General features: G+C 65.6%; 21 protein-coding genes. 9 read left to right on the top strand and 12 right to left on the bottom strand.

The window, feature by feature from the left end; genetic code table 11:
* Positions 1 to 361 precede the first annotated feature (361 nt).
* Entirely contained in the window at positions 362 to 910 is a 549-nt protein-coding gene (locus ACTSLZ_RS02335; protein WP_443095582.1) for a YbaK/EbsC family protein, read from the top strand.
* 289 nt (positions 911 to 1,199) lie between these two features.
* On the top strand, positions 1,200 to 3,473 hold the full coding sequence (locus tag ACTSLZ_RS02340; RefSeq protein WP_443095583.1) for a glycoside hydrolase family 3 C-terminal domain-containing protein: 2,274 nt from the start codon (positions 1,200 to 1,202) through the stop codon (positions 3,471 to 3,473).
* A 345-nt stretch (positions 3,474 to 3,818) separates the two neighbouring features.
* On the opposite strand, the gene ACTSLZ_RS02345 is transcribed toward ACTSLZ_RS02340, so the two are convergent.
* From ACTSLZ_RS02345 to ACTSLZ_RS02355, 3 genes are read right to left on the bottom strand one after another with little or no spacing between them, the layout of a single operon-like run.
* Positions 3,819 to 5,453 carry an amidohydrolase gene (locus tag ACTSLZ_RS02345; protein WP_443095584.1) on the bottom strand — a complete coding sequence of 545 codons (1,635 nt, stop codon included), beginning with the start codon at positions 5,451 to 5,453 and terminating at the stop codon, positions 3,819 to 3,821.
* Complete coding sequence (locus ACTSLZ_RS02350) at positions 5,450 to 6,757, bottom strand: M20 family metallo-hydrolase (protein ID WP_443095585.1); 1,308 nt, start codon at positions 6,755 to 6,757, stop codon at positions 5,450 to 5,452. The genes ACTSLZ_RS02345 and ACTSLZ_RS02350 overlap by 4 nt, the downstream gene beginning before the upstream one ends.
* A gap of 22 nt (positions 6,758 to 6,779) precedes the next feature.
* On the bottom strand, positions 6,780 to 8,123 hold the full coding sequence (locus ACTSLZ_RS02355; protein WP_443095586.1) for an MFS transporter: 1,344 nt from the start codon (positions 8,121 to 8,123) through the stop codon (positions 6,780 to 6,782).
* Between the two features lie 104 nt (positions 8,124 to 8,227).
* On the opposite strand from ACTSLZ_RS02355, the gene ACTSLZ_RS02360 reads away from it, so the two are divergent.
* Positions 8,228 to 9,340 (top strand): helix-turn-helix domain-containing protein, encoded by a 1,113-nt coding sequence (locus tag ACTSLZ_RS02360; RefSeq protein ID WP_443095587.1) that lies wholly within the window; start codon positions 8,228 to 8,230, stop codon positions 9,338 to 9,340.
* A 316-nt stretch (positions 9,341 to 9,656) separates the two neighbouring features.
* On the opposite strand, the gene ACTSLZ_RS02365 is transcribed toward ACTSLZ_RS02360, so the two are convergent.
* From ACTSLZ_RS02365 to ACTSLZ_RS02395, 7 genes are all read right to left on the bottom strand, one after another.
* On the bottom strand, positions 9,657 to 11,588 hold the full coding sequence (locus ACTSLZ_RS02365) for an alpha/beta hydrolase family protein (protein WP_443095588.1): 1,932 nt from the start codon (positions 11,586 to 11,588) through the stop codon (positions 9,657 to 9,659).
* 107 nt (positions 11,589 to 11,695) lie between these two features.
* On the bottom strand, positions 11,696 to 13,237 hold the full coding sequence (locus tag ACTSLZ_RS02370; protein WP_443095589.1) for an AbgT family transporter: 1,542 nt from the start codon (positions 13,235 to 13,237) through the stop codon (positions 11,696 to 11,698).
* Between the two features lie 3 nt (positions 13,238 to 13,240).
* Positions 13,241 to 14,029, bottom strand: coding sequence for a creatininase family protein (locus ACTSLZ_RS02375; RefSeq protein ID WP_443095590.1), 789 nt, complete (start codon positions 14,027 to 14,029; stop codon positions 13,241 to 13,243).
* 111 nt (positions 14,030 to 14,140) lie between these two features.
* A complete protein-coding gene (locus tag ACTSLZ_RS02380; protein WP_443095591.1) occupies positions 14,141 to 14,818 on the bottom strand; it encodes a FadR/GntR family transcriptional regulator in 678 nt (225 codons plus the stop codon).
* 187 nt (positions 14,819 to 15,005) lie between these two features.
* Complete coding sequence (locus ACTSLZ_RS02385; protein ID WP_129316539.1) at positions 15,006 to 15,449, bottom strand: N-acetylmuramoyl-L-alanine amidase; 444 nt, start codon at positions 15,447 to 15,449, stop codon at positions 15,006 to 15,008.
* Positions 15,450 to 15,452: 3 nt separating this feature from the next.
* Entirely contained in the window at positions 15,453 to 15,617 is a 165-nt protein-coding gene (locus ACTSLZ_RS02390) for a hypothetical protein (protein WP_156265588.1), read from the bottom strand.
* A gap of 98 nt (positions 15,618 to 15,715) precedes the next feature.
* Complete coding sequence (locus ACTSLZ_RS02395; protein WP_436595100.1) at positions 15,716 to 16,180, bottom strand: SRPBCC family protein; 465 nt, start codon at positions 16,178 to 16,180, stop codon at positions 15,716 to 15,718.
* Positions 16,181 to 16,523: 343 nt separating this feature from the next.
* Between ACTSLZ_RS02395 and ACTSLZ_RS02400 the strand changes: the two genes are divergently transcribed.
* Both ACTSLZ_RS02400 and ACTSLZ_RS02405 read left to right on the top strand, forming a co-directional pair.
* Positions 16,524 to 17,375, top strand: a complete 852-nt coding sequence (locus ACTSLZ_RS02400) for a GH25 family lysozyme (protein WP_443095592.1) — start codon at positions 16,524 to 16,526, stop codon at positions 17,373 to 17,375.
* Positions 17,376 to 17,441: 66 nt separating this feature from the next.
* Positions 17,442 to 18,284, top strand: coding sequence for a class I SAM-dependent methyltransferase (locus ACTSLZ_RS02405; protein ID WP_443095593.1), 843 nt, complete (start codon positions 17,442 to 17,444; stop codon positions 18,282 to 18,284).
* 620 nt (positions 18,285 to 18,904) lie between these two features.
* On the opposite strand, the gene ACTSLZ_RS02410 is transcribed toward ACTSLZ_RS02405, so the two are convergent.
* Positions 18,905 to 20,143: a PhoH family protein gene (locus ACTSLZ_RS02410; protein WP_443096081.1), complete on the bottom strand. Its 1,239-nt coding sequence runs from the start codon at positions 20,141 to 20,143 to the stop codon at positions 18,905 to 18,907.
* Between the two features lie 445 nt (positions 20,144 to 20,588).
* Between ACTSLZ_RS02410 and ACTSLZ_RS02415 the strand changes: the two genes are divergently transcribed.
* Positions 20,589 to 21,962: an MFS transporter gene (locus tag ACTSLZ_RS02415; protein ID WP_443095594.1), complete on the top strand. Its 1,374-nt coding sequence runs from the start codon at positions 20,589 to 20,591 to the stop codon at positions 21,960 to 21,962.
* On the top strand, positions 21,959 to 22,828 hold the full coding sequence (locus ACTSLZ_RS02420; protein WP_443095595.1) for an HAD family hydrolase: 870 nt from the start codon (positions 21,959 to 21,961) through the stop codon (positions 22,826 to 22,828). Before ACTSLZ_RS02415 ends, ACTSLZ_RS02420 begins: the two co-directional genes overlap by 4 nt.
* 905 nt (positions 22,829 to 23,733) lie before the next feature.
* Here ACTSLZ_RS02420 and ACTSLZ_RS02425 read toward each other — a convergent pair.
* Positions 23,734 to 25,191, bottom strand: coding sequence for an MFS transporter (locus ACTSLZ_RS02425; RefSeq protein WP_443095596.1), 1,458 nt, complete (start codon positions 25,189 to 25,191; stop codon positions 23,734 to 23,736).
* 376 nt (positions 25,192 to 25,567) lie between these two features.
* On the opposite strand from ACTSLZ_RS02425, the gene ACTSLZ_RS02430 reads away from it, so the two are divergent.
* Both ACTSLZ_RS02430 and ACTSLZ_RS02435 read left to right on the top strand, forming a co-directional pair.
* A complete protein-coding gene (locus ACTSLZ_RS02430; RefSeq protein WP_178980525.1) occupies positions 25,568 to 25,756 on the top strand; it encodes a YegP family protein in 189 nt (62 codons plus the stop codon).
* A 183-nt stretch (positions 25,757 to 25,939) separates the two neighbouring features.
* Entirely contained in the window at positions 25,940 to 26,749 is an 810-nt protein-coding gene (locus tag ACTSLZ_RS02435; RefSeq protein ID WP_443095597.1) for a trimeric intracellular cation channel family protein, read from the top strand.
* Positions 26,750 to 26,781 lie beyond the last annotated feature (32 nt).

The following is a 26,781-nucleotide window of genomic DNA, read 5'->3' on the forward strand; positions in this document are numbered from 1 at the left end:
GCCACTTCGACGCTGTGTTCCCGGCTGCCGGCCCGCGAGGTGGCAGTTTCGTGCGTTCGTTCCGGCGAGGTGGCAGTTTTGGGATGTTTTCGGGTCGAATACTGCACGGGATTGCCACCTCGCCGCGGGTCCTGCACGTGGTTGCCACCTCGACGCTGTGTTCTCCGCTGCCGGCCCGCGAGGTGGCAGTTTCGTGCGTTCGTTCCGGCGAGGTGGCAGTTTTGGGACGTTTTCGGGCCGAAAACCGCACGGGAGTGCCACCTCGCCGCGGATTCTGCACGAGACCGCCACCTCGACGCCGCCCCGAAACACCGCCCCGTCCCCCCCCCATGTCGACCGGGCGGCTTCGTAGACTGGCCGCATGGCAACTCCCGAAGGAACTTTGAACTGGACTCCGCTCCTGGATGCCCTGGAGCTCGTGGCGCAACCGGTGGCCGACGTCGCCCGCGCCGGGGCCGTACCCGGGGCCCGCGTGGCCGCGATCAGCGAGACTCTGGCGGATACCGCCGAGTTCTGCGAGGCGTACGACGTCGCCCCGGAGGCCTCCGCGAACTGCGTGATCGTGCGCGGCAAACGGGGTGAGTCCGTGATCGATGCCGCCGTGATCGTTCTCGCAACGGATCGGGCCGACGTCAACAAGACGGTCCGGAAGCATCTCGACGCTCGCAAGGTCTCGTTCGCGGATCAGGCATCCACCGAAGAGGCAACGGGGATGACGTCGGGCGGCATTACTCCGGTTGGTCTGCCGGGGGACTGGAGAATCCTGATCGATCGTCGGGTGGTGGATTCCGACGTCGTCGTGGTCGGCGGGGGTGTCCGGGGGTCGAAACTGCTTGTGCCGGGATCCGAGCTCGCCGAATTGCCCGGTGCCGAGGTCCTCGAGCTGGCCGTTCCGGTGCAGGCGGAGTAGCAGGAGCGGTCGGTCCTGGTCGGCATCTGTCCGTAGCCGATTGTGCTTGTCGCCGGCTATCCGGGGCTCTTTCCCGTGGCGATCGTTATCGGCATCATGGGAGCGGTGGCTGTGATCCCGATCAAGTCCGCTCGATAACCGGTCGGCCCGCTCCTGAACCGGTCGGCCCGCCCTCCTGCACCCAACACTTCACCCGACCCCCACCCCACCGACGGACCCCCACCAACCAACCCCCCACCATCGACCCCAACGACCCCACCACAGAATCAGCGACATCGAGGGAGACATCATGACGAACGTCCGAGAACTGACTCTCGAGGACAAGGCAAGCCTGCTCAGCGGCAAGGACTTCTGGACCACCAAAAATATCGACCGGGCCGGTGTCCCATCGATCATGATGACGGACGGGCCCCACGGCCTGCGCAAGCAGACGGGGTCCAGCGACAACTTGGGCATCAATGATTCGATCCCCGCCACATGCTTTCCTCCGGCCGTCGGCCTCGGTTCGGCCTTCGACCCGGACTTGGCCAAGAAGGTCGGCGTCGCCCTGGGTGTGGAGTCCGCGATCGAGGACGTCTCGGTCCTTCTGGGGCCCGGCGTCAATATCAAGCGCTCGCCCCTGTGCGGACGCAATTTCGAGTATTTCTCCGAGGAACCGCACCATGCGGGCGTCGTCGCCACCGGGATGGTGCGGGGCATGCAGTCGCAGACGGTCGGCGCATCCCTCAAGCATTTCGCGGCGAACAACCAGGAGACGGACCGGATGCGCGTCTCGGCCGACGTCGACCCCCGACCGCTCCGCGAGATCTACTTCCGTGCCTTCGAGCGCGTGGTCAAGAACGCGCAGCCCTGGACCGTGATGTGCTCGTACAACAAGGTCAACGGGACGTACGCGTCCGAGCACCCGTGGCTGCTCACCGACGTCTTGCGCGACGACTGGGGCTTCGAAGGTCTGGTGGTCTCCGACTGGGGCGCGGTCAACGACCGGGTCAAGGGCGTCGCGGCGGGGCTGGATCTGGAGATGCCGTCCTCGGACGGTGTTACGGATGCTCAGATCGTCGACGCCGTCCGCAACGGCGACCTGGACGAGGCGTTGGTCGACCGGGCGGCGCAACGGGTTCTGGACCTGGTCGAGAAATCCGGACACCTCGAGAAGCCTGACGACCCGCTCGACGTCGACGCCCACCACGCCCTGGCACGTGAGGCCGCGACACGATCCGTCGTCCTGCTCAAGAACGAAGGGTCGCTGCTTCCGCTCGCCGAGGGACAGGACATCGCCTTGATCGGCGAGTTCGCCCGGACCCCGCGTTACCAGGGCGGAGGCTCCTCCCACATCAACCCGACTCGGCTGGACACGGCGCTGGACAGCTTCACCCAGGCCGTGGGGGACAGGGTCTCCTTCGCTCCTGGCTTCACGTTCGACGGCGAACCGTCGGAGTCCCTGCGCGCCGAAGCGGTCGAGGTGGCCCGTTCGAGCGACGTCGCCGTCCTCTTTCTCGGTCTGCCCGACGCCGCCGAGTCGGAAGGCTTCGATCGCACCACGATCGATCTGCCCGCTGACCAGATCGAGCTCCTGGACGAGGTGGTGGAGGCGAACCCCCGGACCGTGGTCGTTCTGTCCAATGGCGGGGTCGTTTCCTTGCCCTTTGCGGACACCGTACCGGCGATTGTCGAGGGCTGGCTCCTGGGACAGGCCGGCGGCTCCGCGATCGTGGACATCCTCACGGGTGCGGCCGATCCGTCCGGACGACTCAGCGAAACGATCCCGCACCGGCTCGAGGACAACCCCTCATTCGGCAACTTCCCCGGTGAACTGGGGCACGTGAGGTACGGCGAAGGTATCCACGTCGGCTACCGGTGGTACGACAAACGCGGCCTCGACGTCGCCTTCCCCTTCGGCCACGGCCTCACCTACACCGAGTTCGAGTACGGGGAGCCCACGGCCCGGGTGAACGGCCAAGGCGACATCGACGTCTCAGTGGGCGTGACCAACGTGGGCCCGCGCGACGGACGCGAAGTCGTGCAGGTGTACGTCGGGCGAGATGAATCCGCCGTGGACCGGTCCCCGCGCGAGCTCAAGGCGTTCTCCTCGGTCGAGATTGCCTCGGGGCAGACCCGGTTCGTGACGCTGACCGTCGACCGCTCCGATCTCGCGTACTGGGACATCCGGGCAGACCGCTTCGTGGTCGAGGGCGGCACCTACCGCGTGGAAGTCGGCGCCTCGAGTCGGGACATCCGGGGAGAGGCCGAGGTCTCGATCGACGGCGACGACCCCGACGTCGAACTCACCAGGGAATCCTCCCTCGGTGAAGTCCTGGCCCACCCGAAGGCCGGACCCACGGCCCGTCAACGGTTGGCCGAGCTCATGAGCAACCTCGGGGCCGACGACGCCGAACAGAAATCCGGGACCCAACCGGGGGCTGCGGCCGACTCGGACGAACCGGCAGGGAACGAGCCGATGGACCTCGACCTGATGATGGCCTCACTCCCCGTGGGGCGGCTCGTCAGTTTCGGGGTGCCGCAGGACAAGATCGACGAGCTGATCGAGATGGCCCGGAGCTAGCCGACGCAGATCCGGGGGGGGGTAGTGGCTCGGTGCGGTTCCTCCCGCGAGGTGGCAGTTTTGTGTTTCTCCTCCCGCGAGGTGGCAATTTTGGGAGGTTTTCGGCCCGAAAACCGCACGGGATTGCCACCTCGGCGTCGAAACCGCACGGGATTGCCACTTCGACGCCGGCCCCCTCGTTCTCGGCCCGCGAGGTGGCAATTTTGGGACGTTTTCGGCCCGAAAACCGCACGGGATTGCCACTTCGACGTCGAAACCGCACGCTACTGCCACCTCGACGCCGATTTCACCTAGCTGCCCCGATCCCCCCACCCGGCCTCGCCCCACCCCCGACCAGACCCCGCGTCACGCCCGGCGGTAGGTGGCCTCACCGCCCACGAACGTCTGGAGGATCTCGATGTCTTCGATGGAGGGGGCCTCCAACGGGTTCGACCCAAGGACCACGAAGTCCGCACAGTATCCCGGGGTGAGCGTGCCACGGGAATCGCCGAAGCCCGTGGCCGAGGCCGCGTTGACCGTGTACGTCTTGAGCGCATCGTAGGGGGTCATGCGCTCGCCAGGTCCGATGACGAACCCTTCGTCAGTGGTCCGGTCCACGGCGCGCTGAATACCGAGGAGGGGCCGGCCGTCGGCAACCGGTCGGTCCGAGCTTCCCGCCACGCAGACTCCTGCGTCCACGAAAGACTGCCCTCGGTACAGCCACTCCGTCTTCTCGGGACCGACGAGGCCGCTCATGTGCTCCCCGAGGGACCCGATGAACGCTGCCTGGGGCGTGACGGCGACGCCGAGTTCGGCCAGTCGTGACACCTGGCCAGGATTCGTCACGCCCACGTGCTCGATCCGGTTGGGGGTGGGGCCCGGCCCGTGATGCGCCTGGCAGTGCTCGATGGTGTCCATCGCGACGTCCACGGCCCTGTCCCCGATGGCGTGAATGGCCAGGGACCACCCGGCGCGATACGCCTGCTCGGCCACGTCGATCAGCCGATCGGGAGGAATCAGGAATTCCCCGCGGGAGTGGCTGCCACCGCACAGCGCGTCGTGCATCGCCGAGGTCTCTCCCAGCAAGGAACCGTCCGAGAAGATCTTGACCGGCCCGATGCTCAGGCGGTCGTCGCCGACGCCGGTGCGTATGCCCAGGTCAAGGCCTAGGCGGGGGCCGGTGCCCGAAGCCTCGAGTTCACCCGGTTCCGGTAATGCGTGCAGGGTGTCCATCACGGGCATGACTTGGGCTCTTGCGTGGAGTCGACCGCTATCGGCAGCCGCGTGGTACGCCGCGAACTCCGCCGGTGAATGACCGATCCAGCCCAGACCGATCCCCGCGTCCGTGAAACTCGTGATGCCCTCGCTCGCGTAGCGCCGAGTCGCCAGGTCGAGGCCTCGAACGATCAGATCCTCCGGATAGGGCTTGACCAGGTTCTGGATGCATTCCTGCGCGTTTTCCTCGACGAGTCCGGTCGGACGCCCGGCGTCGTCGGTCGGGACGCCGCGGCCACCTGGTGCCTCGAAAGTGCCATCGAAGTATCCGGCCCTGCGCAGCCCCTCGCTGTTGGTGGTCAGCGCGTGACCGGACGTGTGGCGGAGGTACAGGGGGCGGTCGCCGGCGGCATCGTCGAGGCTGGTCAGGTCGCGCTCGCCGGTGAGGGCCGAGGGAGTGAGCCCGGTGCCCAGGATCCATTCCCCGGGAGCGACCCCTTGGGCCCGCTCGCGCACCAGGTCATACACCTCCGACCACGACGCTACGGCGGAGCAATCCAGTCCAAGCAGGGTCTGACCGAACCATGCCGTGTGGCAGTGCGCGTCGATGAAGCCGGGAACCACGGTGGCCCCGCCCAGATCGAGCTCGCGGGCGGCGTGATCGTTGGAGATCTCTTCATCGAATCCGACGATCACGCCGTGCCACACGCCCATGGACCGTGCCTCGGGCCGACCCGGATCCATGGTAATGATCCGGGCGTTGGTGATCAGAAGATCGAGTTTCACGCGATGGCTCCTTCGGCGTCGTCCGTTCCCGGTCGCGTGGTCGCGAGGGCCTTCAGTGTTTCGGTGAACATGCTCAACCCGGCAACCATGTCGGAGTCCTCGGTGAACTCGAGTTCGTTGTGGGAAATGCCCTGGTAGGACGGGACGAACAGCATCACGGTCGGCAGGACGTCCTTGACGTTCGTGGAGTCGTGACCCGCCCTGGTCCGCGTCCGCACTGCCGGAAGGCCCAGGCGCTCGGCGATGGATTCGGCCAGGGTCACCCCTTCCGGCGTGTACGACTGTTCCTCCCAGGCGTGGGATCCCCGCAGTTCGATGCGCACGTTCGCCCGATTCTCGATGTCGTGGAGTGCAGCCCTGAATTCGTCGTCGGCGGCCTGGAGCGTCGACTCCTGACCGCACCGCAAGTCGACCAGTAGCTCGGCACCTCGGGCGACGACGACCGGCGAGTTCGGGAGCACCGTCAGCTGCCCGCAGGAGGTCACCAACGGATTCTGCGGGGTCGTGTACTTCTCACCGATTTCGCGGATGCTGGTGATGATCGATGCCGCGCCGTACAGGGCGTCCTGTCGGTCCTCGAGAAGGGTGGACCCCGTGTGGGACTGGAAGCCGTGCACCGTGAGCTGGTACTTGCGGGCACCCCAGGTCTTCTCCACGACGCCGATGGTGTACCCCTTCTCGTCCATGTCCTTGCCCTGTTCGATGTGGATCTCGGCGTAACTGCTGAACTGGGAGAGGGGAACGTCCGTCGGTTCGGGGAGTTCCGCGCCGTCCAGGGCCTCCCGGACGGTCACGCCGTCGGCGTCCGTCACGGCGAGCATGTCGGCAGCGATGCTCTTGCCGGTGAAGACCGAACTGCCCATCATGGACGGCTTGAATCGGCTGCCTTCCTCGTTGAACCAGTTCACGACGGCGACGTTGTGGCGTGGCGCGTCGAGTTCGCCCGAACGCACTCCGGCGGCGAGCCGCGCGCAGGCGTGGGCCCCGCAGAGTACACCGTAGGCGCCGTCGAAGCGCCCGCCGTACGGCTGCGAATCCAAGTGGGAGCCCAGGAGAACATAGGGCTGGCCAGGGACGAGTTCCCAGAGTCCGAACTGGTTGCCGATGTCGTCGTAGACCACGGTGGCGCCGTAGCCCTCGAGCAGACCGTGGAACCAGTGACGGTTCGCGGTGTCGGCGGTGGTTCCGGCTTCTCGGTGCACGCCTCCGGCCGCCGTCGCCCCGTGCGCGCTCATGGAGCGGAAGTCGGCGAGAAAACGGTCGTCGGTCAGTTCGTAGGTCGTGGGACGGCGTGACGGTGACATGAGGTCCTTTCCTCGTGGTTTCTTAATGCAGGTAACCGGTGATCTTCTGGCTCAGGCGGGGCGCGCAGGCGCCGCAGACCACGGAGATGAGGGAGACGGCAACGAGCAGGAGGGCCGCCGGCCACCAGGCGTTGTCCGCGGCGGCGACGACCGCCGTGGCAATCAGGGGCACGAAGCCGGCCGCGACGCCCGAGAGGTTCTGCGCCATCGCCATCCCGGACAAGCGGGTGGTCAGGGGGAACAGCGCGCTCAGCACCGCGCCCGAGGTCGCGTACGGGTAGGAGAGCGCTGCGACGCCGAGGGTCATGCCCAGAACCACGAGGATCGGCTGCGTCGTCTGGATCAGGAGGAAGGCGGGAAAGGCGAGGATCGCGGAGGCGATTCCTCCCCAGACGATCACCTTGCTCGCCCCGAACCGTGAGCCGAGGTTTCCGCCGGTGATGAGCACCAGGATCTCCACGGCGGCCGCGAAGATCGACCCGAAGAGCAGCAGGTTCGGGGAGATTCCCAGGTGTTGTTTGCCGTAGGAGACCACGAACGTGGTGATCAGGTAGAAGCCGCCGACGCCGAGGAAAGCGGCCCCGGCACCCACCAGAATCTGGAGCCACGAGGTGCGCCAGACCGTCCGCAGGGGTGTGCTCTCCTGCCGTCCGGATTCCTTGACCTGGAGGAACGCGGGCGACTCGTCCAGACGACGCCGCATGACTACCGCCAGCAGGAGCAGGGGGATTGCGGCGAGGAACGGGATCCTCCAGCCGAAGGAGTCGAAGCTGTCCTGACTCGCGAGCGCGGAGACGAGGAAGAACCCGCCCGAGGCCAGGATGGTGCCGATGGGGGAGCCGATCTGGGGAATGGCGGAGAGCTTGGCCTTGCTCTCGGGAGGGGCGTTCTCGATAGCGATGGTCATCGCCCCGGACCACTCGCCACCGACGAAGATGCCCTGACAGAACCGCAGGATCACGAGCATGAGCGGGGCGACGACGCCGATCGAGGCGTAGGTCGGGAGGAGACCGATGAGGGCGGTGGCCACGCCGATTCCTGTCACGGTGATCAGCATGACGGCGCGGCGTCCCACCTTGTCGCCCAGGGACCCGAAGATCATTCCGCCGAGGGGCCTGGCCAGGAAGCCGACCGCGAGGGTCGCAAAAGAGCTCAGGGTCGCGGCGACGGCGTCGTCGTTGGTGAAGAACTGGACATTGAAGACCAGCGCGGCCGCGGTATTGAAGAGGAAGAAGTCGTACCACTCGAGGGCCGTCCCGATCAGGGCGCCGAAGGTGACCTTGCGTGCTTCCTTCGCGGAGAGCGCCGTCGAGAATTCGCCCTCGTCCTCCAGGGGAACCGCCCCTGCATGCTGCGGAGTGCTCATGGTGTGTCCTCGGTCGGAAACAGGTAATGGTGACCAGTATTACAGTTGTAAAAAGCCCAACTGAAGGCGAAATTGCCCCGTCTTTCCGGCAATGGAGTGTGCAGATGACCAAAATGGCGAAGGTTCTGGCCGCGCTGGAACACCACATGGAGGAGACCGTCGAGGCCTACGTGCGACGCGTCCTCGAGTTGGAGGACTACAGGGACGGGCTGGTGAGCACCTCCGATATCCGGGCCACCGCCCGGAAAAGCTTCGCCGTGCTCCTGAACCAGGTCTTCACCGACGCACCGTCCGGCGGCGACCTCGAGGAGACTGCCACGGATCTCGTCGCGCGACGGCGCTCGCAGAATGTGCACCTGGACCCGCTGCTGACCGCGGTGCGTCTCGATTTCACCGTGCTGTGGGAGATCCTGAGGCGCATCTGCCAGCCGGACGACGTCGATGTCCTGGTCGACCTGGCCGAGCCCCTGTGGCGCGCCGTCGAGGACTACGCCAACGGCGTCTACCGGGCCCACCTCGAACTGAGCCGGCGGGAGGTTCGCGAGGAGTCGGTGCTGCGGCAGGAGTACCTGACCCAAGTCCTGAGTCGCGACATGGGCCCGGAGGCCGTGCGGCAGGCCTCGCGCATGGTCGGGTTCGAGACCAACGAACGGTTGGTGCTGTGCGTGGCCCTCGGCGACGAGGGGCGTACCCTTCGGGACGTCGTCTCCACGGCGTTGCGGTCTGCCCTGCCGGTGCACTGGGTCAACTTCGGCGGATACGCGGTGCTGATCTTCCCTTCACGCCTCGGACACGTGCGAGACCTGGTCTCCCGGGTTCCGTGCGCCGTGCTCGACAATCTGCAGGGGCTGGACGGCGTCCGCCAAAAACTCCGTTTGGGCCAGGTGATTGCGGAGGCCGTGGTGCCGAACGACGACGGCGCGCTGACCCCCGATCAGGCGTGGCCGCGTGTGGCGAGGCGCGGGCTCGAGGAGAACGGTTTCGACCTCGCCGAACGCGTGGAGAACGACCTGAGCCGCGCCCGCCCCAGTGAGGCTGCCCGGATCAGGGTCACGGTGGGGCAGTTCTTGCGTTCCGGGTCAGTGGCGGACACCGCCACGGCCGTACCCTGTCACCGCAACACGGTCCAGAACCACCTGAACAGGTTCAGGGAGCTGACCGGGATCGACCCCGGAATACCGCGCGAAGCGGCCCGGCTGGTGCTGGCCTGGGGATGACGGAGCTCCGGACGCCTCCTCCCGCGAGGTGGCAGTCTGGTGCGTCTTCTCCCGCGAGGTGGCAGTTTTGGGAGGTTTTCGGCCCGAAAACCGCACGGGATTGCCACTTCGACGCCGGCCCCCTCGTTCTCGGCCCGCGAGGTGGCAGTTGTGTGCGTCTCCTCCGGCGAGGTGGCAGTTTTGGGACGTTTTCGGCCTGAAAACCCCACGGGGTTGCCACTTCGGCGTCGAGACTGCACGGGATTGCCACTTCGACGCCGTAACCGCACGCTACTGCCGCCTCGCGCGAGCTAATCCGGTTTTCCTCCCACGCGGCCTAGTGCGGGAGCGGCACGTAGATCACGCTGCCGCCCAGGGCCATGAGCGCGAAGATCGAGACCGTGACGATGGGTCCCAGCCATACGCGTCCGGTGATGGTGAAGAACGCCCTGTTGAACAGGGGCAGGATTACCATCATTGGCAGCACGGACTGGAGCATGTTCACGTACAACCAGTCGTCGGTCCAGAAGACCGTGCCGGTGGCGAAGAACGTGACGTACTGGATCACGAAGATTGCCGCGAGCCCGACCGAATTCGCCAGCGCCGCGAGAAGGTAACTCACCCACTTCTTCTGTCCGGCCACACGCATCGATCCGTTGACGCGCAGGGAGTTGCTGAAGAAGAACACGAACAACAGCACGATGTACATGAGCGACACCCAGAACCACCGGGCCGAGAGCGGTCGGGCCGCGACCACCAGGAAGCGGAAATCGGAGTGGAACAGGCCGTAGATCACGGACAGAACCACGTAGAAGCATGTGACCAGCAGAAATCCGAGCAAGAGCGTCTTGCCGAGGTCCCGGCGTCCGATCCTGAGCCCCCAGGTGGCCGCGGATGCGCCCCGTCGTCGTCCGTGGAGCCAGTGGGTGCCGAAGAACAGTGCGAGCCCGAACAGGCCGTTGAACAGCGACCACAACAGCACGCCGTTGACCATGCGGGCCGGGAAGAACCAGGTGTTGATCGAATGGGTCGCGTCCGGGAACACGAACTCGGTGGCGTTGGACAGAGGAATGAAGGTCAAGCAGGCGACCGCCGCGCTCACCGCGAGCGTGCCCCAGAAGATCACCTTCCCGGCGCCTGTCTGCCGGGCCTGCGGGGCCGGGACCGGTTGGGCCGCGGAGTGGAGCGCCGGGATGCGCAACAGCAAGCGGCTCAGGGGAAGGAGCATCACCAGGCCGCCGACCAGGGAGATCAGGTTGAACGCTTCCTTCACGAACCAGGTCTGGTTGCCGCTGGACACATCCGTGTGCCAGTCGAGCGTCGTCGTGAAGAAGTCCATGAGCCCGCCGACCGCAGCGGGCGACATCGGCTGGAAGGGGTGGATCGTCCTGTCATTGTTGGCGATGCGGTAGGTGCGGTCCCCCGGGTCGCCGTAGGGGGAGTCCGTCCTGACCGAGGAGACCTTCTGGTCCTCGGGCAGGCCGGAGTTGACGAAGGATATGGCCTCCGGGGCATCGCGCAGGTCGCCGTCTCCCCGAACGTTTCTGTATCCGCCCTCGTCAAAGCGGGCGTATCCGAGGCCCAGGTTCGAGTGGATGTTCTTGAAGGACTTGTCGTCGAGATTGCGCAGCCACCCGGAGATGTACGCCGAGCGGATCTTGTTCAGGGATTCCGCGTCGGACCGTTCCTGCGCGGTGACCTCCGTACCACCGGGCGACGACGGGTCGGCGGCCTTCTTGAGCGCATCCTTCTCGAGCTTGCCGTAGTGGGAGGCCGCACTCCGGACCTGGCTGCCTCCGGCGGAATGCCCCGTGATGCCGATCCTGTCCTGGTCGACGTAGTTGAAGGCCGAGGTCTTGGTGACGTAGTCGATCGCGGGAATCAGCGCGGATTCCTTGGACCCGGGCGCCTGCGAGGTGGATTCGCCCTGGTTGTACGGGTCCACCACGAGCGTCGCCATGCCGCGTCGGGCGAGTTCCAGGGAGTTGCTGACCTGGGTCTCCTTGGTGCGCTGGAATCCCGGGGTCACCACCACCATGGGCACTTGGTGATCCTCGGTCGCATTGACCGGCTTGTAGAGGTCCGCAGAGATCTTCTGGCCGTTGGGCCCAGGGATGGAGAGGGTCTGGACCTGCAAGGTCCCCGCGTTGGTTTGCACGATGTACGAACCCAATCCGCCGATGAGCACCATCGCGAGGCAGACCAGGAATTTCACGACGTCGCGCCTGGCGGACGACGTCGGAGCGGCGTGTACCGATGAATGGGACATGGTTCGTTCAATCCCTTCCGGACGATCCCAAATGATGAGTGAAGCTATGTTCCGGGGTCGGCGTCGGCCGTGCGGCACGGCGACGTCGTTCCCTGGGCTGAGGCCCTCTATTTGACCGGGGCACCGGGGCCGAGCGGAATGCCCAGCCACCACCACAGGAAGAAGAGGACGACCCAGGCCAAGGTCATGCAGATCGCGAGCGGGAGCGTGTACGCCGCGAGCGTCCCGATGCCGGCCTTCTTCCGGTACTGCTGGAGAAAGCCCAGAGCCATGACGAAGTAGGGGCTCATGGGGGAGATCGACGTCGACCCGGAGTCGGCGATGCGGAAAATTGCCTGCGTGGTGTCCGCGGGGACGTCGAGCAGCATCAGCATGGGCACCAGAACCGGTGCCATGATCGACCACATGGCCGAGCCACTCGTGATGATCACGTTGACCACGGACAGCAGCGCGAACACGAGCAGGAAGATCAGCGTGACCGGAATGTTGCTCTGGTCCAGCAACTGTGAGGCGCCGACGGCGATCACATCACCGAGGTGCGTCCAGTCGAAGTACTGCAGGAACTGGGCGATCGCGAAGAACATGACGAGGGTCGGCGCGAACTGCCGGACGCCCTCGGCCATCATCGGCGGGATGTCCTTCGGGGCGTTGATGACTCCGAGAACCCGTCCGTAGACCATGCCTCCGACCATGAACAGGAAGCCGACCAGCGCGGCGATGCCGTCCAGGAACGGGGAGTCCGCCAGCGACCCGCCGTCCCCGCGCAGCGGTGACCCGGAGGGGATCACGGCGGCGATCACCACGGCAAGCAGGAGGACCACGGTCCCCGAGGCGAGGATGAGACCCCGCGTTTCGAGGCGGCTCAGATGCAGCGTGGTGGTCGCGCCGGTGGCGGCGTCGTCCTCCTCCAGATCATCCCGCTTGGCCAGAATCGTCGTGGTGACCAGGGTGATCACGAGGGCCAGGAGCAGCGAGGAAGCAATGTTGAAGTACCAGTTGCTCACGGGGCTGACGGAAGCGTTCTCGTCCACGATATGCGCGGCCGCCGTGGTGATGCCCGCGAAGATGGTGTCGTTCGGCGTCGGGATCGGGCTCGCATCGTATCCGGAAGCGATCGACGTGTAGGCGACCACGATGCCGAGGATCGGCGACTTGCCGACTGCCTTGAACGCCATGCCGCCCAACGGCACCAGGATGGCGTAGGCCGCGGCCGAAGCCAGGTGGGAAACGGTTCCGGCGAAGGCCACGGAGAACACCACCAGACCGGCGGGAACCCGCGAGATCGAGACCCGCATGACCGCGGAGAGGAATCCGGTCCGCTCCGACACGGCGACCCCCATGATCACGACGACGATGGTGGCCATCGGCGGGAACGAGGCGAAGTTCTTGACCATCGTGGACATCGCCATCGCCACTCCCTCGCCGGAGAGCAGATTCTGGACGTGGACTTCCTTGCCCGACTTCGGGGAAACCACGCTCGAGTCCGCTCCGGCGAGAACCGCGCTGATCACGGCGAGAATGCCGGCGAGGATCCAGAACAGCCAGAAGGGGTGAGGCAGCGCGTTTCCGACCCGTTCGACGACCGAGAGCGCTCGGATCATCCACGGCAGGCGGCCTGTGTTCTTCTCAGGTGCGGTCGATGAGCTCATGATTCACCCGTTGATTCCTCGGTCGATCCCGATCCAGGTCCGGACGTAGTCGCAGATCGTCTCGGTCGCGGTCTCGATGATGTCCGCGCCGAGTTCCTTGGTTGATCGCGTCGGGTCGCCCAGGACCCCGTTGGCGCTCAGGCGGTCCCACGTGACGGAGAGCGAAGGGCGGGCACGGCGTGAGAGCCTCGGCAACGAATCCATCTCATCCAGCCCCGTGGTTCCGGGCTGGAGCAGTTCGTCACGCACCAGGTGGGGTGCGACGTGCAGCATCTGCGCTGTCTCGGCCTCCCCGCAGTGCCCCGTGACCTCGGCGGTCCCGAAAGCGCGGATCCGGTCCGCGGCGAGACCCGTGATGGGTGTCCAGGCGAATTCGAGGGACGGCGCTTCCTGCAGAAGGCGTTGGGCGACGACGCCGAGGGCCGAGTTGTTGCCCCCGTGCCCGGTCACCACCAGAACCCGCTGCCACCCGTTCCTGTGCAGCTCGGTCGCGTATTCCGTGATCACCTGGATGAAGGTCTCCGGCGCGAGGCTCATGGTGCCGGGGAACGTGGTGTGGTGGATCGAGATGCCCACCGGAAGCTCGGGGCCCACGAAAGCCGTTCCTTCCAGGTGCTTCGCGACCGAGTCGCACAGGGCGACGGCGCGGATCTGATCGGTGGCCATGGGCATGGCCGGGCCGTGCTGTTCGAAGGCCCCCACGGGAACGAGAGCCACCGAGCGGGACTTGTCGATCTTCTCGGTGTCGCGACTGGTCATGTCGCCGAGGCGGTACTGGGGCTGTTCGGTCACGATGATGATCCTTGGGGAGAGTGGGCGAGCTGAGTGTGAGCGCGGTGGGCGCAAGTGCGGTGGGGTGAGTGTGGCGGGGGTGCTTCGCCGATGTGCCGCCGAGGGGCGGGCTCAGTCGGTCGGTCGGAGTTGCCGTCGGACGGCGTCGCGCAGGGAACGAAGATGAGCCTCGGCGAGGAATCGCGCCGTTTCGGAATCCTGCTCTTCGATGGCTTCGACGAGCCCCTGATGCTCCGCGTGGTCCGTGTCCGGAACGATGAAGGCCTGGCGCAGCTCCTGTCGTTGTCGCCGGTTGAACACGAGCATCGCCTCGATGGTGTCGTTCAGTACGGGGTTGCCCGTGGCCCGGGCCAAGACCGCGTGGAAGTGGGAAGAGACGTCCTCGACGACGTCGGGCACCGTGGCGTTGTCGCACGCGGCGCGCAAAGCCTCAAGATCCGCCTCGGTGCGGTGCGCGGCCGCCGTGGCCGCAATATTCGGCTCGATCACCAGGCGGGCTTCGATGAGGTCCAGGACCGAGCTCGCCGAAGCGGCGACGTGCGGGTTGGCCACGAGGCCCCGGCCGAATCCGGGTCCCACGTAGGTGCCCGAACCGTGGCGGAAGACGATGACGCCGGTCGCCTCCAACCGCCGCAGGGCCTCGCGCACGGTCGGAGCGGTGACCTCGAAGCGTTCGGCCAAAGCCCGGGCGGAGGGGATCGAGTCCCCGCGGGTTTTGCCTTCCCGCGTGATCATGTCGACGATGCCGTCGGCGATCTTCTCCGAGAGGGACAGGGTGGTGTAAGCCATTTAGTCAATAAATCACTTGCATGATTGTGCGTCAAGTCACCCCGGGCGGACATCTTTCGTCGGGTACGACGAAGCCCCCGCTCCACCGCGCTCGGGGAGCGCAGGGGGCGGGGGCTTTCGAGTCAGCCGCCGGCCGGCCGGGTTGCGAATCCGGCGGTGCCGACGGGTTGCGGACTACTCGGGGATGTCAGAGGATCGCGGAGACTCCGTCGCGGATCGCCTGGATGTCCACGGTGCCGGGGCAGTCGGTGGATACCACGAAGCTGTGCGGAACAATCTGCGACTGGGGGTCGAGCCCGTAGGTGCGGCAGATCGTTGCGCAGAGGTCGATCGACTTGTTGTAGGTGTCCTGAGTTGGTGCACGGGACGGGTCGGCGGAGTGCTCGATGCCGATGCTGCGGAGATTGAAATTCCAGTCGCCGGCGTGCCAGGCGGTATTGGCCTCGTCCACGAACTGGTGGATTTCGCCTTCGCCAATGCCGTAGTGCGCGCTGACTCCCGAATTGGGGTCGCTGAACGTGGTGTCCGCGGCCGCAAGGGTCCCCACGATGTAGTGGATGACGATGCGGTCCACGGCCGTTCCTTCGCGGCCCTCGGTGAAGTTGGGAGAACTGACCTGTACTGCTGCCATGGACTACTTCCCCTTCCCCAACGGGCAGCTCAGCGGCTGCTTGGATTCCATGGTCTTGTTGGCCGTAGCCGGTGCGGCCTGGGCCGCGGGTGCGGTGATGAGTGCTGTTCCGGTGACGGCCGATGCGGCCGCGCCGAATGCGAGCACGTTGCGTCTCGAAATTGCCATAACGGCAAGGTACGTATTCGGCCGTGGGTGCTCAAAACACGCGACAAGTATTACGCCAGAATGAGTGGATTTCTTCACAAATACTGGCGCGCGAGGTATCAGTTTGTTTCTTCGACGATTCGCTTGATCTTGGCGAGAGTTTCCGGGATCCCCGACGCGGCCGCTTCCTGGCGAATTTCGATCTGGTGGTCTGCATCCTCCCCGAAACGTTGCCGAAAGGTTTCGTGGGATTGTTCGGAGAAAGCTGTGTATTCCGTGAGAACACTGCCCTCGCCCTCTGGAGATATTTTGTATCCCCAACGTACACGAGCCGGGACGACCTCCCAAGCGAAGTGGGTTCCGGGCTCGGCGGCGACGACTTCCGACGTCGTCGTCCACTCGCGATCGGGAGTGCGGTTGTGGCCGGTGAAGGTGGCCCCGACGTCGTGCATCCCGGGTCCGTCCCAGTCGCACCGGTAGCACTGCTGGCTCCACTCGCCCGTTCGGGTGACGTCCGAGATCAGGTCGTAGATCTCTGCGGGGGATGCGTCGATGTGGATTGAATCGGAAAGTTCGTAAGTCATGAGTCCAGTCTAGGGTCCCCAAGGCATTGTGCGATTTGTCGATTTCCATAAATATCTCGACAACTCGGGATTAATTCCACGCGTGTTATTCAATGCGGCGGCAGAGGCGACCCGACCCGAGATATCGCGGAGTTTCGGGCTCGCGAACTGTTAACCCATGTCATTTCAAAGACGAATTGTGGTGTGTGGTCCTGGACATAGGTTCCGGTTTGCCATACGGTCGTGGCCATCGCCTTGCGCCTGGCCTATTCACGGTCATGTGCGTGAGGAGTCGGTCGGACCGGGGCCACTTCCCCTCCCGATGCTCATGTTCGCACTCGACACCCCATATTGAGGTACGAAAATGTTCGAATCCGAGACCCGATCCACGAGTCGGAGACTACGGCATGCCCTGAGGCGCCGCGGGGCGGCCTGCCTCGCGGTCTCGACGGCGCTCATCCTTGGTGGAACGCTCCTGGTGGAACCGGCTGCTCAGGCGGCGTCGGACGCTGGACCCAAAGAAGGGATCCAGGGCCGCGATATTTCGGTGAACCAGGGTAACGATTACCCCTGGAGCGAGGTCGCCTCCGCCGGAGTGGAGTTCGGCCAGGCTCAGGCCACCGACGGCGACTGGGCGTCGCCGACCTTCGACAAGCAGTACAAGGCGATCGGGAAGGCCGGTCTGTACAGGGGCGCCTATCATTTTGCTCGCCCCAGTCACAGCAGCGGTTCGGAGCAGGCCCGGTTCTTCATGGACCACGGCGGCAAGTGGGTCAATGACGGCACCACACTCCCGGGCATGGTCGACCTGGAGCCGACGCCGAGCGCCAAAACAGCCGACGAGCAGTGCTACCACCAGACTCCGGCCCAGATGAGAGCGTGGATTCAAGATTTCACGGTCGAGTACAAGTCCGAGACCGGTCGTGCCCCCATGATCTACACGACCAACGCCTGGTGGAACCAGTGCGTGGGCGACACGACCGCCTTCATCGACAGCCCGCTCATGATCGCCAAGTGGGGCAGCGGCTCCTCGGGTGACGTCCCGGCGTCGTGGGGTGACTACGACTTCTGGCAGCACACCGAAAGCAGCAAGGGCAGCATTGCGGACCGGAGCCGATTCAACGGTCCCAAGTCCCGGCTGCAGGAGCTCGCGACCAACCCCCAGTACGTGCCGACGGGGTCCGCCAACAAGCAGCAATCGCCCCTGGGCTACTGATCCCCCGCTTCCGGCCCGCGCGACCGTGTTCTGTGCGGGTCGTATGGGCGGGGCGGGTGGTCCATCATGGGAGACATGACCGTCTCCGAAGCCTACGCCGCCCGCGCCTCCGAGTATGCAGAGGTGCTCGGTTCCATGGATGCGACCGCCGCGGCCGACCGAGTCACCGTGAGCGAATGGGCTCGGGGCCTCACGGGCCCCGTTGCCGACGCGGGGTGCGGGCCGGGGCATTGGACGGAGTTTCTGCGTCGTCACGGATGCAGCGTTTCGGGTTTCGATCCCGTTCCGGAGTTCGTCAGCATCGCGCGACGTGCGTTCCCCGCCGCGGAGTTCCGGCTGGGTGATATCCAGGATCTGGTCGAGGCGCCGTCGCGGTACGGAGGCATCCTTGCCTGGTACTGCCTCATCCACCTGGAACCCGACGTCGTTCCATCGGCCCTGGTTGCCCTGCATTCCGCACTGCGCCCGGGCGGCTCCTTGCTTCTCGGGTTCTTCGACAGCCCCGCGAGTGACGCCGGCGTCGTCGTCGGCCCCGCGGGTGGCACCGCCGACGACGTCGTCGGGTCGGGTCCGGGCGACGGAGTGGCTTCGCCGGATGGTGCCGCATCGAACCGGGTCGACGAAGCGTCCTCGTCGGGTGGCGGTTCTTCCTCCGGGGACGGGGCACGTCAGAGTGGGGTGCAGCCGAGTGGAACGGATCCAAGGGTATGGACTCGGGCTGAACTCCATGACCGGGCCGAACCGTTCGATCACGCTGTGACTACCGCATACAGGTGGCCGTGTGACGTCATGCTCCGGATGCTCCGCGACGCCGGCTTCGTCATTCGATCGGTCCAACAGCGGCAGGACCCAGGGACGCGGCCACATGCGGACGTCCTCGCCGTGCGGCCCGCAGCGGCTCATGGATAGCGAGGCGCTTGCCCGATTCAGAGGCGTTTTCCGCCGTTACGTGGCGCCCCAACCTCCACCCAACGACGGCAAACGCCACCAATTCGGGTAACCCCCACCGAAAGGGCGCTCGGGCGGCGTCGATTCTCGTTGATTTTGTCGGGGAACCCCCACCGAATCGGGAAACCGCCACTGAACGCACGCTGAGAGCCGGTGGGCTTTCGGCAGAACCCGCAAGCAACCGCCACCGAATCGGGAAACCGCCGCTGAACTCGGCGCGAGCGGCCCCGAAGTCTGCGGCTGCGGCCCCGAATTCGGCGTGTGCGGTGTCGAAACGAAGCCCGCGCGTGCTCGAGGTGGCAATTTCGGGCTGTTTATCCCGCGAGGTGGCATTCTCGGGACGAAAAACGCAAGATTTTGTCCCAAAACTGCCACCTCGCGGGCCGCAGCGCTCAGGATTGCCACCTCGCGGGCCGGACCGCTCAGGACTGCCACCTCGCGAGCCGCAGCGCTCAAAATTGCCGCCTCGCCGAAAGTAGACCGCCCGATCGCCCCGACCGCCCGACCGCCGCGACCGCCTGCCCCACGGAACCGCATCCCCCCCCGACCGCTCACCCCCCCCCAACCGAAACCCCCACCCCCTAAACCAGCTCGCCGTCCTCCAAAACATCTGTCACGAGGTCGGCGATCTCCGACCGTTCCGAGCGTGTCAGCGTCACGTGGCCGAAGAGGGGGTGCCCCTTGAGTCGGTCGATCACGGCGGTGATTCCGTCGTGCCGGCCGACGCGCAGGTTGTCGCTCTGGGCGACGTCGTGGGTCAGGACCACCCTGGAGTTCTGCCCGAGACGCGACAACACGGTGAGCAGAACCGTGCGTTCGAACGACTGGGCCTCGTCCACGATCACGAAGGTGTCGTGCAGCGAGCGGCCCCGGATGTGGGTCAGCGGGAGAACTTCCAGGATGTCGCGGGAGACGACCTCGTCGAGCACGTTCTTGCTGACCAGAGCGCTGAGGGTGTCGAACACGGCCTCGGCCCAGGGATTCATTTTCTCCCCTTCCGAACCGGGCAGGTAGCCCAGGTTCTGCCCGCCGACGGCGTAGAGCGGGCGAAAAACCGTGATCTTCTGGTGGGTGCCCTTTTCCAGAACGGCTTCGAGACCGGCCATGAGTGCGAGGGCGGATTTGCCGGTTCCCGCCCGTCCGCCCAGGCTCACGATGCCCACCGACTCGTCGAGCAGAAGATCGATCGCGATGCGTTGTTCCGCGGAGCGGCCGCCCGCACCGAAGACCTGTTGGTCGCCGCGGACCAGCCCTATGGTGTCCGGGCCGACGGCTCGGCCGAGAGCGGACCCCTGGGGCGAGGTCAGCACGAGCCCCGTGTTGACGACTTCCTGGGCGGCGGCGTCGGTGTCGATCGACCCCGACGAGTACAGCCGGTCCATCTCGTCCTGATCCAGGAAGACCTCGGACAGGCCCGTGAACCCGGAGTCGACGGCCTGTTCGGCCAGGTACTGTTCGGCCGCCAGCCCGATCGAGGCGGCCTTGACCCGCATCGGCACGTCCTTGGTCACGACGACGACGTCGGCCCCCTCTGCCTTCAGGTTTCTGGCCACCGCGAGGATCCGGGTGTCGTTCTCTCCGCGATCGAAGGCCACCGGCAATTGGGAGGTCTCGATGTGGTTGAGCTCGACCCGCAGCGTCCCGCCGGTGTCGCCGACCGGTATGTCGTGGTCGAGCCGCCCGAATTCTTCCCTGAACTCGTCCAGGATCCGCAACGCCTTGCGTGCGGTGTACCCCAGTTCGGGGTGATGGCGTTTCCCCTCCAGCTCCGAGACGACGACGAGCGGGATCACCACCTCGTGTTCGTCGAACCGCAACATGGCGCGGGGGTCGGAGAGAAGGACCGAGGTGTCGAGGACGTAGGTGGTGACGGACGAGCTCACGATGAGTTCCCCTTCGACGTCGTGAACGGGGCGCCTCGTGGCGTTCGGCCTCTGCCTGATCGTGTCGAGGCCGAGACCCCGAGCCGGCGGGTGCCGACTGCTCCCAACCTAAAGTCCCGGGAACCCCAGGCGCCCAGCAACACTCGTGCGGGCCGTGACATTTGCGTGAATGCCCGGTGAATCGGGGGCGCGCCCCTCCGACGTCGCCGGCCACACTCCATCCGGGCAGGGCTCGCGATCCGGGCAGGGCGCGCGCGGCCGTGGCCCGGCACCGAGGCGCAATGTCCCCTCCTCGACTATGATCCAGCTCTCAGTGAATGTATTCTGAGGCGACTGAAATCAAGGGGAACCACACACCGCACCGGAGAAGGGAAAACTCACGATGGCCTCATTCCGCCCTGATGGAGCGCAGAGGGAGCGCACCCCGTCGACGTGGCATACCGTCAAGTCGATCCTCGCCGCCTCGAGCGGAAACCTCGTCGAATGGTTCGACTTCTACGTCTACTCCTTCTTCAGCGTGTACTTTGCCCAGCAGTTCTTCGCGGGGGCGGGCCAGACGGGCGCCTTCATGAGCACGGCGGGTGTGTTCTTCGTCGGCTTCCTCATGCGCCCGCTCGGCGGCTTCATCTTCGGTCGGATTTCCGACCGCTACGGGCGCAAGGTGTCCATGCTGTCCTCGATCCTGCTCATGTGCGCCGGATCCCTCGCCATGGCGATCCTGCCGACGGCCGCGACGGCGGGCGTGCTCGCCCCGATCCTGCTGACTCTGGTCCGTTGCGTCCAGGGCATCTCGGTCGGCGGCGAATACGGTTCGACGGCGACCTTCATGTCCGAGGTCGCGACCTCCGGCAAGCGCGGATTCTTCTCTTCCTTCCAGTACGTGACCCTGGTCGGTGGCCAGCTGCTGGCCAGTCTTCTCGCGGTGATCATGACGCACACCCTCGGCGACGACAAGATCTCCGAGGGGTGGTGGCGCCTGCCCTTCGTGATCGGTGCCCTCGCCGCGCTGGTCTCCCTGTGGTTGCGGTCGGGGCTGACGGAGACGACGAAGCCTTCCGAACGCAATGCCAAGGGCTCGGGAAGCCTTCTCGAGGTCTTCCGGCATCCCCGCGCCTTCTGGGTGGTCTTCGGGATCACGAGCATCGGCTCCCTGGTCTTCTACGTGTTCACCACCTACATGCAGAAGTACTTGATCAACACCGGCGGCTTCGACAAGGGACGGGTCGCGGACACGATGACCGTGTGCCTCCTGCTTTTCATCCTGATGCAGCCGGCGGCCGGTGCCGTCTCGGACAAGATCGGTCGCAAGAACTCGATGCTGATCTTCGTGATCGCGATGATTGTTCTGCCGGTCCCGCTGCTGGCCCTGATCGGTTCGCAGAGTTCGATCCTGGTCTCCGGGGTGTTCATCGTGATCGTGATGTTCTTCGTCAGCTTCTACACGTCAATCTCCGGCGTCGTGAAGGCGGAGATGTTCCCGGCCCACGTGCGCGGGCTCGGCGTCGGGTTCACGTACGCCATCGCCAACTCGCTGTTCGGTGGGTCGGCGGAGTATGTCGCCCTGTTCATGAAGAACCAGGGGATCGCCGGAGTGTTCCCGTGGTACGTAGTCGTGATGGCGGTCCTCGGCCTGATCGCCGTGGTTGCCATGCACGACAATCGCAAGCACTCGACGCTGGACAACCCCGAAGGCAGTGCGTACGCGGTGCGATCGCGGGAATCGGTGACCTCCGGCGCCGAAAGCGACCGGTCGTGACGTCGGGGGAGATCGACCGGGCCGACGTCGTCGACGGCCGGCTCCGGGTCGCCCGCTGCCGCGGACAGGAATCATTCGGCATCCCCGGTGACGACCAGGACCCTGCGGAGATCGAGGAGACCACGTGGGTGACCGCTGAGGACGACGACGTCCTCTCGGCCTCCGCGCGCGGCGTCGTCGCCACGCTCGCGGACAAGGGGACCATCCGGCGGAATCGACCCAGGCCGCGCGCGGTCCTGTTCGATCTGGACGACACCTTGGTGCACACCAGGGTCGTCAAATGGAAGCACCATCAGGAAGTGGCTCGCCGCTTCTACGGCATCGACCTCACCGAAGCCGAGCTCGCGGAGGCCTGGGGCATGCCTTTCGACTCGATGATCGCCCGGTTGTACCGGAATTCCGCTCCGATCGACACCATGCGTGCCGACAACCAGTCGATCGCCTCGGACTTCCACAAGACCGAGATCCACGGCGCCGTGCGGGCGGTGACCGGTCTGCTCGACCGCGGGTACGAGGTGGGGGTGGTGACGTCCACGAACACCGACTTCGCGAACGCGGACCTGGAACGCCTCGGATTCCCTGTGTCGCGCTTTCTCGGGGTCCAAGGGGCCGATCGTTCCGCGTTCCACAAACCGGATGGCAGGGTCTTCGACGAATTCTTGGCCCAGCTCGCCTCACGAGGCATCGGTCCCACGGAGACCGTGTACGTGGGCGATTCCCTCGCCGACCGTGCGGCCGCTCTCGCCGCGGGGCTCGACTACATCGGTATCGAATCCGACCTGCCGCGCGACGCCGCCCCGGAAGGGCACCGGCCGCCCGTTCTCGGCACCGTGGCGGAGGTTCCGGCCGCTCTGGGTGAACACTGAGTGCCTGCCCACGTCGCGTGCTTAGTCTGACGTGGTCGGCAACTCCAACCACCGAGGAGGCGGCATGACCGCACAGGAACATTGTGCTGGAGGCCCCACCACGGTGAACGTCCGGCCGCTCTCGCGCACGCTCCGTGGGTCTCCTGCGCCCTTCTTGCGTGCCTCCTGCGCGAGGTGGCAGTTTTGTGCGGATTTTGCCGTGATTTCCGCACAAGAGTGCCACTTCGCGCCGGGGCCCGACGACGCCGCGGCCCGACGACGCCGGGGCCCGACGACGCCGCGCGGGTTCGGCCGCGCTGGTCCGGCCGCGCTGGGCGCTTCGTTGGGAGCCGGTTACCCGAATGGGTGGCGATTGCCGCCGTTAGGTGGCTGCGTAACCCACACCTGACGGCGGGAACTGCCACTGTTTCGGGTAACCGCCACCAAGTTCGGCTGAGTCGCCGGGCCAAAAAGGCTGCTAAACCCCACGCGATCCGGTAACCGCCACCGAATGCGGCTGGGTCGACGGGGCAAAGGTGTCGCCAACCCCCACGCGATCGGGTAACCGCCTCCCATCCTGAGCGGCCGTCGGGCGATCCCCCAGTGCGCGATCCCAATCCCGGAGCGAAACCCCGAATACCGCAGCCCCGCAGCTCCGCAACCCTCAAACGGCGCAGCCGCGCAGCCCCCAAACCGCGTAGCCGCGCAGCCCCAAACGGAGCAACTCCCAAACCGCGCAGCTCCGCAACCCCCAAACGGCGTAGCCGCCCAACCCCCGGAGCCGCACCCCGAACTCTCCCAACCGCGCGTCCCAAACCCCATCGGCCCCAGACGCACGAAGGCCCTGGCTGCGCCGGTGCGGGACAAGCCCGCCCGGCGGAGCCAGGGCCATGAGATTCAGTCGATGCCGAATCTGCTGTGCGGAATCAGGCCTTGGCCATTTCCGCTTCGTATTCCTCGTTGAGGTCGGCGACGTGCTCGCGGGCCTCAGGCTTGGACTCGGCCGAGGGCGTCGAGCCCCACAGCGGCCGGCCGTTGCTCTCCGGGGTGAAGTAGACCGCGATCAGGCCGATGGCGCCCGCAGCCATGAGGTAGTACGCCGGCCACATCAGGTTCTCGGTGCCTCCCACCAGCGCGTTCATGACGGTCGACGTCGTTCCGCCGAAGAGCGAGATGGCAATGTTGAACGAGATCGACAGCGCGCCCGCGCGGACCAGTGTCGGGAACAGGGACGGCAGGGTCGAGGGCATCATCGCGCTGAAGCAGATCAGGCTGAGGCCCATGATGAGCAGACCCAGCATCACCGTGAGGTCCGCGTTCCCGCGAATCAGGAGGATGGAGGGGATCGAGAGCACGATCGGTGCGATCGAACCGACCACGATGATCGTCTTTCGCCCGATCCGGTCCGAGAGACGGCCCAGCATCGGGATGGTCACCAGGCAGACGGCCATGACGATGATCTGAAGGATCGACGAGGTGAACTCGGAGACGCCGCCGTCACCCTGGATCGACTTGACCGAGTCGAAGTACACCGGGATGTACGAGGTCAGCATGTAGTTGGTGACGTTCCACGCGAGAACCAGGCCGGTGCAGATGAGCATCGAGGGCCAGAGCTTGAGGATGTTCTTGAACTCGCCGCCCTTCTTGGCACCGCCGCGGTTCGATTTCTCGGCCTTCTCGGCCTCTTTCTCGAGCTGCAGGTAGGCCGGGGTATCGGCCAGCTTGGAACGCAGGTAGACGCCGACGAAACCAAGCGGCAAAGCGATGAAGAACGGCAGACGCCAGCCCCAGCTGAGCATCTGCTCGTCGGTGAGCACCCCGGTCATGATGGTCGCGATGATGGCGCCCATCAGGTAGCCGCCGAAGGTTCCGACCTCGAGCAGGGAGCCGAAGAAACCGCGCTTGCGGTCCGGGGCGTACTCGGCGATGAAGGTCATCGCGTTTCCGTACTCACCACCGGTCGAGAAGCCCTGCAGCAAACGGCACGCAAGGAGCAGGATCGGTGCCCACAGGCCCACGGTCTCGTATCCGGGAAGAATACCGATGGCGAAGGTTCCCAGCGCCATCATGATCATGGTCATCGCGAGGACCTTGTTGCGGCCGATCTTGTCCGAGAGCGGGCCGAAGACCATGCCGCCGATGGGACGGACCAGGAAGGCCACCGCAAACAACGCAGCCGTGATGATCTTGCCGATCGCGCCATCCAAGTCGGGGAGGAATACCTTCTCGATCGTGACCTGAAGATATGCGTAGACGCCGAAGTCGTACCACTCGGTGATATTGCCGATGGCGGCCGCGCTGATGGCGCGCTTGATGACATTCGGCTTGGTGACCGTCACATCGTCGACGTTCCACCGCCGACGGACGTTCTCTGGTCCGAACATGTCCTACAACCTTCCATAAGGGGAGTGAAGTCCTGGGCGCACGAAGCGGGCAGGACCAAAAAATCAAATACTGATAGCCGACCCTACAACTCATAAGAAGGCTATGTATACGGCTCGAAGCCGCCATACCGGGCGAGAGGAGGCATGTCGATGCCGCTGCATCCCACTGTTCGCAAGGGAAGGAGCGGGTTTCGACTGTGGTTCCGACCACTGATCAGGATGCTTGTCATTTGTGTGCAAACTCATCGTTTTGCTCACCGGCAACCGAGCGGATCGTGAGTGGTCACCAAAAATTTGCCCAAAAATATTCACAGGCAATGTGATCTGGGTCTACTCTCGGAGCATCAGACGACAGCGTCCCGGAAAGGAGCCCACCGTGGCAGGGAAGTTTGAGATCTACGAGGACAAAGCAGGAAAATTTCGGTTCCGTCTGAAGGCCGGCAACGGCGAAGTCGTTGCAACGGGCCAGGGGTACGAGAGTCTTGCCTCGGTGAAGAAGGGCGTTTCCGCGGTTCAGCGAGCGGCCGACGGCGCCACGGTGAACGAGCTCGAAAAGGAAGACTGATCCCGAGCGACTTGTTGCCCCCTGTCGCGTCCACCAGGACGTGACAGGGGGTTTTGCATGTTCACCCCGGCGATCGGCGCAACATTGGGCAAACCGTTCACCCGCGGGGCGGCGCTCACTAAGATCGAGATGTGCCTGAGGTCGGCTCGGGCCGTCCCTCGGTAAGGAAGCAGGTGGCGAACGGTGACCGAATGGGATCCGAGTATCTGGTTCCGGATCGTCGACGTCGGGGCGGTCGTGACCAACGGGCTCCTCGGCGGTGCACTCGCCCGGGCGTTCAGGTTCGACGTCGTCGGCTTCGTGGTGCTGGCCATCGTGACCGGAATGGGCGGCGGCATCATCCGCGATGTCCTCCTCAACACGGGGTTCCCCATCGCCTTGACGGACGGCGGGTACTGGATTGCCGCCATTGTGGCCTCCGGGCTCGCGTACACCATTGATCTGGGGACGCGGTGGGCCGACCGCACCCTGATCCTCGTCGATTTCATCGGTATGGGGTGCTGGGCGGCCACGGGCACGTCCAAGTCCCTGGCCCTCGGGCTGCACTGGATTCCCTCGGTGATGCTGGGCGTGACCACGGCGGTGGGTGGGGGAGTCATCCGCGACGTCATGGTCAACAGGATCCCCTTCGTCCTCGGCGGCAGCTCCCTCTACGCGACCGTGGCCGTGGTCGGTGGTCTCGAAATGGTGGTCTTCTCCGAATTCTTGCACCGGCCCGACGCCGGTATGGCCGTTTCGATCCTGACGTGCGGCGTCGTCGGGGTCCTGGCTCGTTGGCGGAACTGGAAGTTGCCGGAGCCCATCGATCTCAAGGTGCCTCGTCCGCGGTTGACGCTTTCCTTCGGTTCCCGCTCCCGTCGCGCCCGGCGCATGGAGGGCTGGACCCCGGGCGAGCCGCTCACGAAGAACCTGGAAGCCGTCACCGAGGAACAGATCCAGGCGCATCGGGAAAAGAAAAGGCGTCGGCTCCGTCGAAGGCGCAATGGGGACTGACCAACGGCCGGAGCTGCGCAATCGTCGACACC

It is taken from the genome of Rothia koreensis, assembly GCF_052232265.1.
GTDB lineage: Bacteria > Actinomycetota > Actinomycetes > Actinomycetales > Micrococcaceae > Rothia > Rothia koreensis.

Coding starts and splice junctions, on each gene's coding strand:
- ACTSLZ_RS02370 (WP_443095589.1), bottom strand. CDS start 13,237: ATGAGCTCATCGACCGCACCTGAGAAGAACACAGGCCGCCTGCCGTGG.
- ACTSLZ_RS02365 (WP_443095588.1), bottom strand. CDS start 11,588: ATGTCCCATTCATCGGTACACGCCGCTCCGACGTCGTCCGCCAGGCGC.
- ACTSLZ_RS02335 (WP_443095582.1), top strand. CDS start 362: ATGGCAACTCCCGAAGGAACTTTGAACTGGACTCCGCTCCTGGATGCC.
- ACTSLZ_RS02385 (WP_129316539.1), bottom strand. CDS start 15,449: ATGGCAGCAGTACAGGTCAGTTCTCCCAACTTCACCGAGGGCCGCGAA.
- ACTSLZ_RS02425 (WP_443095596.1), bottom strand. CDS start 25,191: ATGTTCGGACCAGAGAACGTCCGTCGGCGGTGGAACGTCGACGATGTG.
- ACTSLZ_RS02390 (WP_156265588.1), bottom strand. CDS start 15,617: ATGGCAATTTCGAGACGCAACGTGCTCGCATTCGGCGCGGCCGCATCG.
- ACTSLZ_RS02380 (WP_443095591.1), bottom strand. CDS start 14,818: ATGGCTTACACCACCCTGTCCCTCTCGGAGAAGATCGCCGACGGCATC.
- ACTSLZ_RS02340 (WP_443095583.1), top strand. CDS start 1,200: ATGACGAACGTCCGAGAACTGACTCTCGAGGACAAGGCAAGCCTGCTC.
- ACTSLZ_RS02350 (WP_443095585.1), bottom strand. CDS start 6,757: ATGTCACCGTCACGCCGTCCCACGACCTACGAACTGACCGACGACCGT.
- ACTSLZ_RS02360 (WP_443095587.1), top strand. CDS start 8,228: ATGACCAAAATGGCGAAGGTTCTGGCCGCGCTGGAACACCACATGGAG.
- ACTSLZ_RS02395 (WP_436595100.1), bottom strand. CDS start 16,180: ATGACTTACGAACTTTCCGATTCAATCCACATCGACGCATCCCCCGCA.
- ACTSLZ_RS02355 (WP_443095586.1), bottom strand. CDS start 8,123: ATGAGCACTCCGCAGCATGCAGGGGCGGTTCCCCTGGAGGACGAGGGC.
- ACTSLZ_RS02405 (WP_443095593.1), top strand. CDS start 17,442: ATGGGAGACATGACCGTCTCCGAAGCCTACGCCGCCCGCGCCTCCGAG.
- ACTSLZ_RS02400 (WP_443095592.1), top strand. CDS start 16,524: ATGTTCGAATCCGAGACCCGATCCACGAGTCGGAGACTACGGCATGCC.
- ACTSLZ_RS02415 (WP_443095594.1), top strand. CDS start 20,589: ATGGCCTCATTCCGCCCTGATGGAGCGCAGAGGGAGCGCACCCCGTCG.
- ACTSLZ_RS02410 (WP_443096081.1), bottom strand. CDS start 20,143: ATGTTGCGGTTCGACGAACACGAGGTGGTGATCCCGCTCGTCGTCGTC.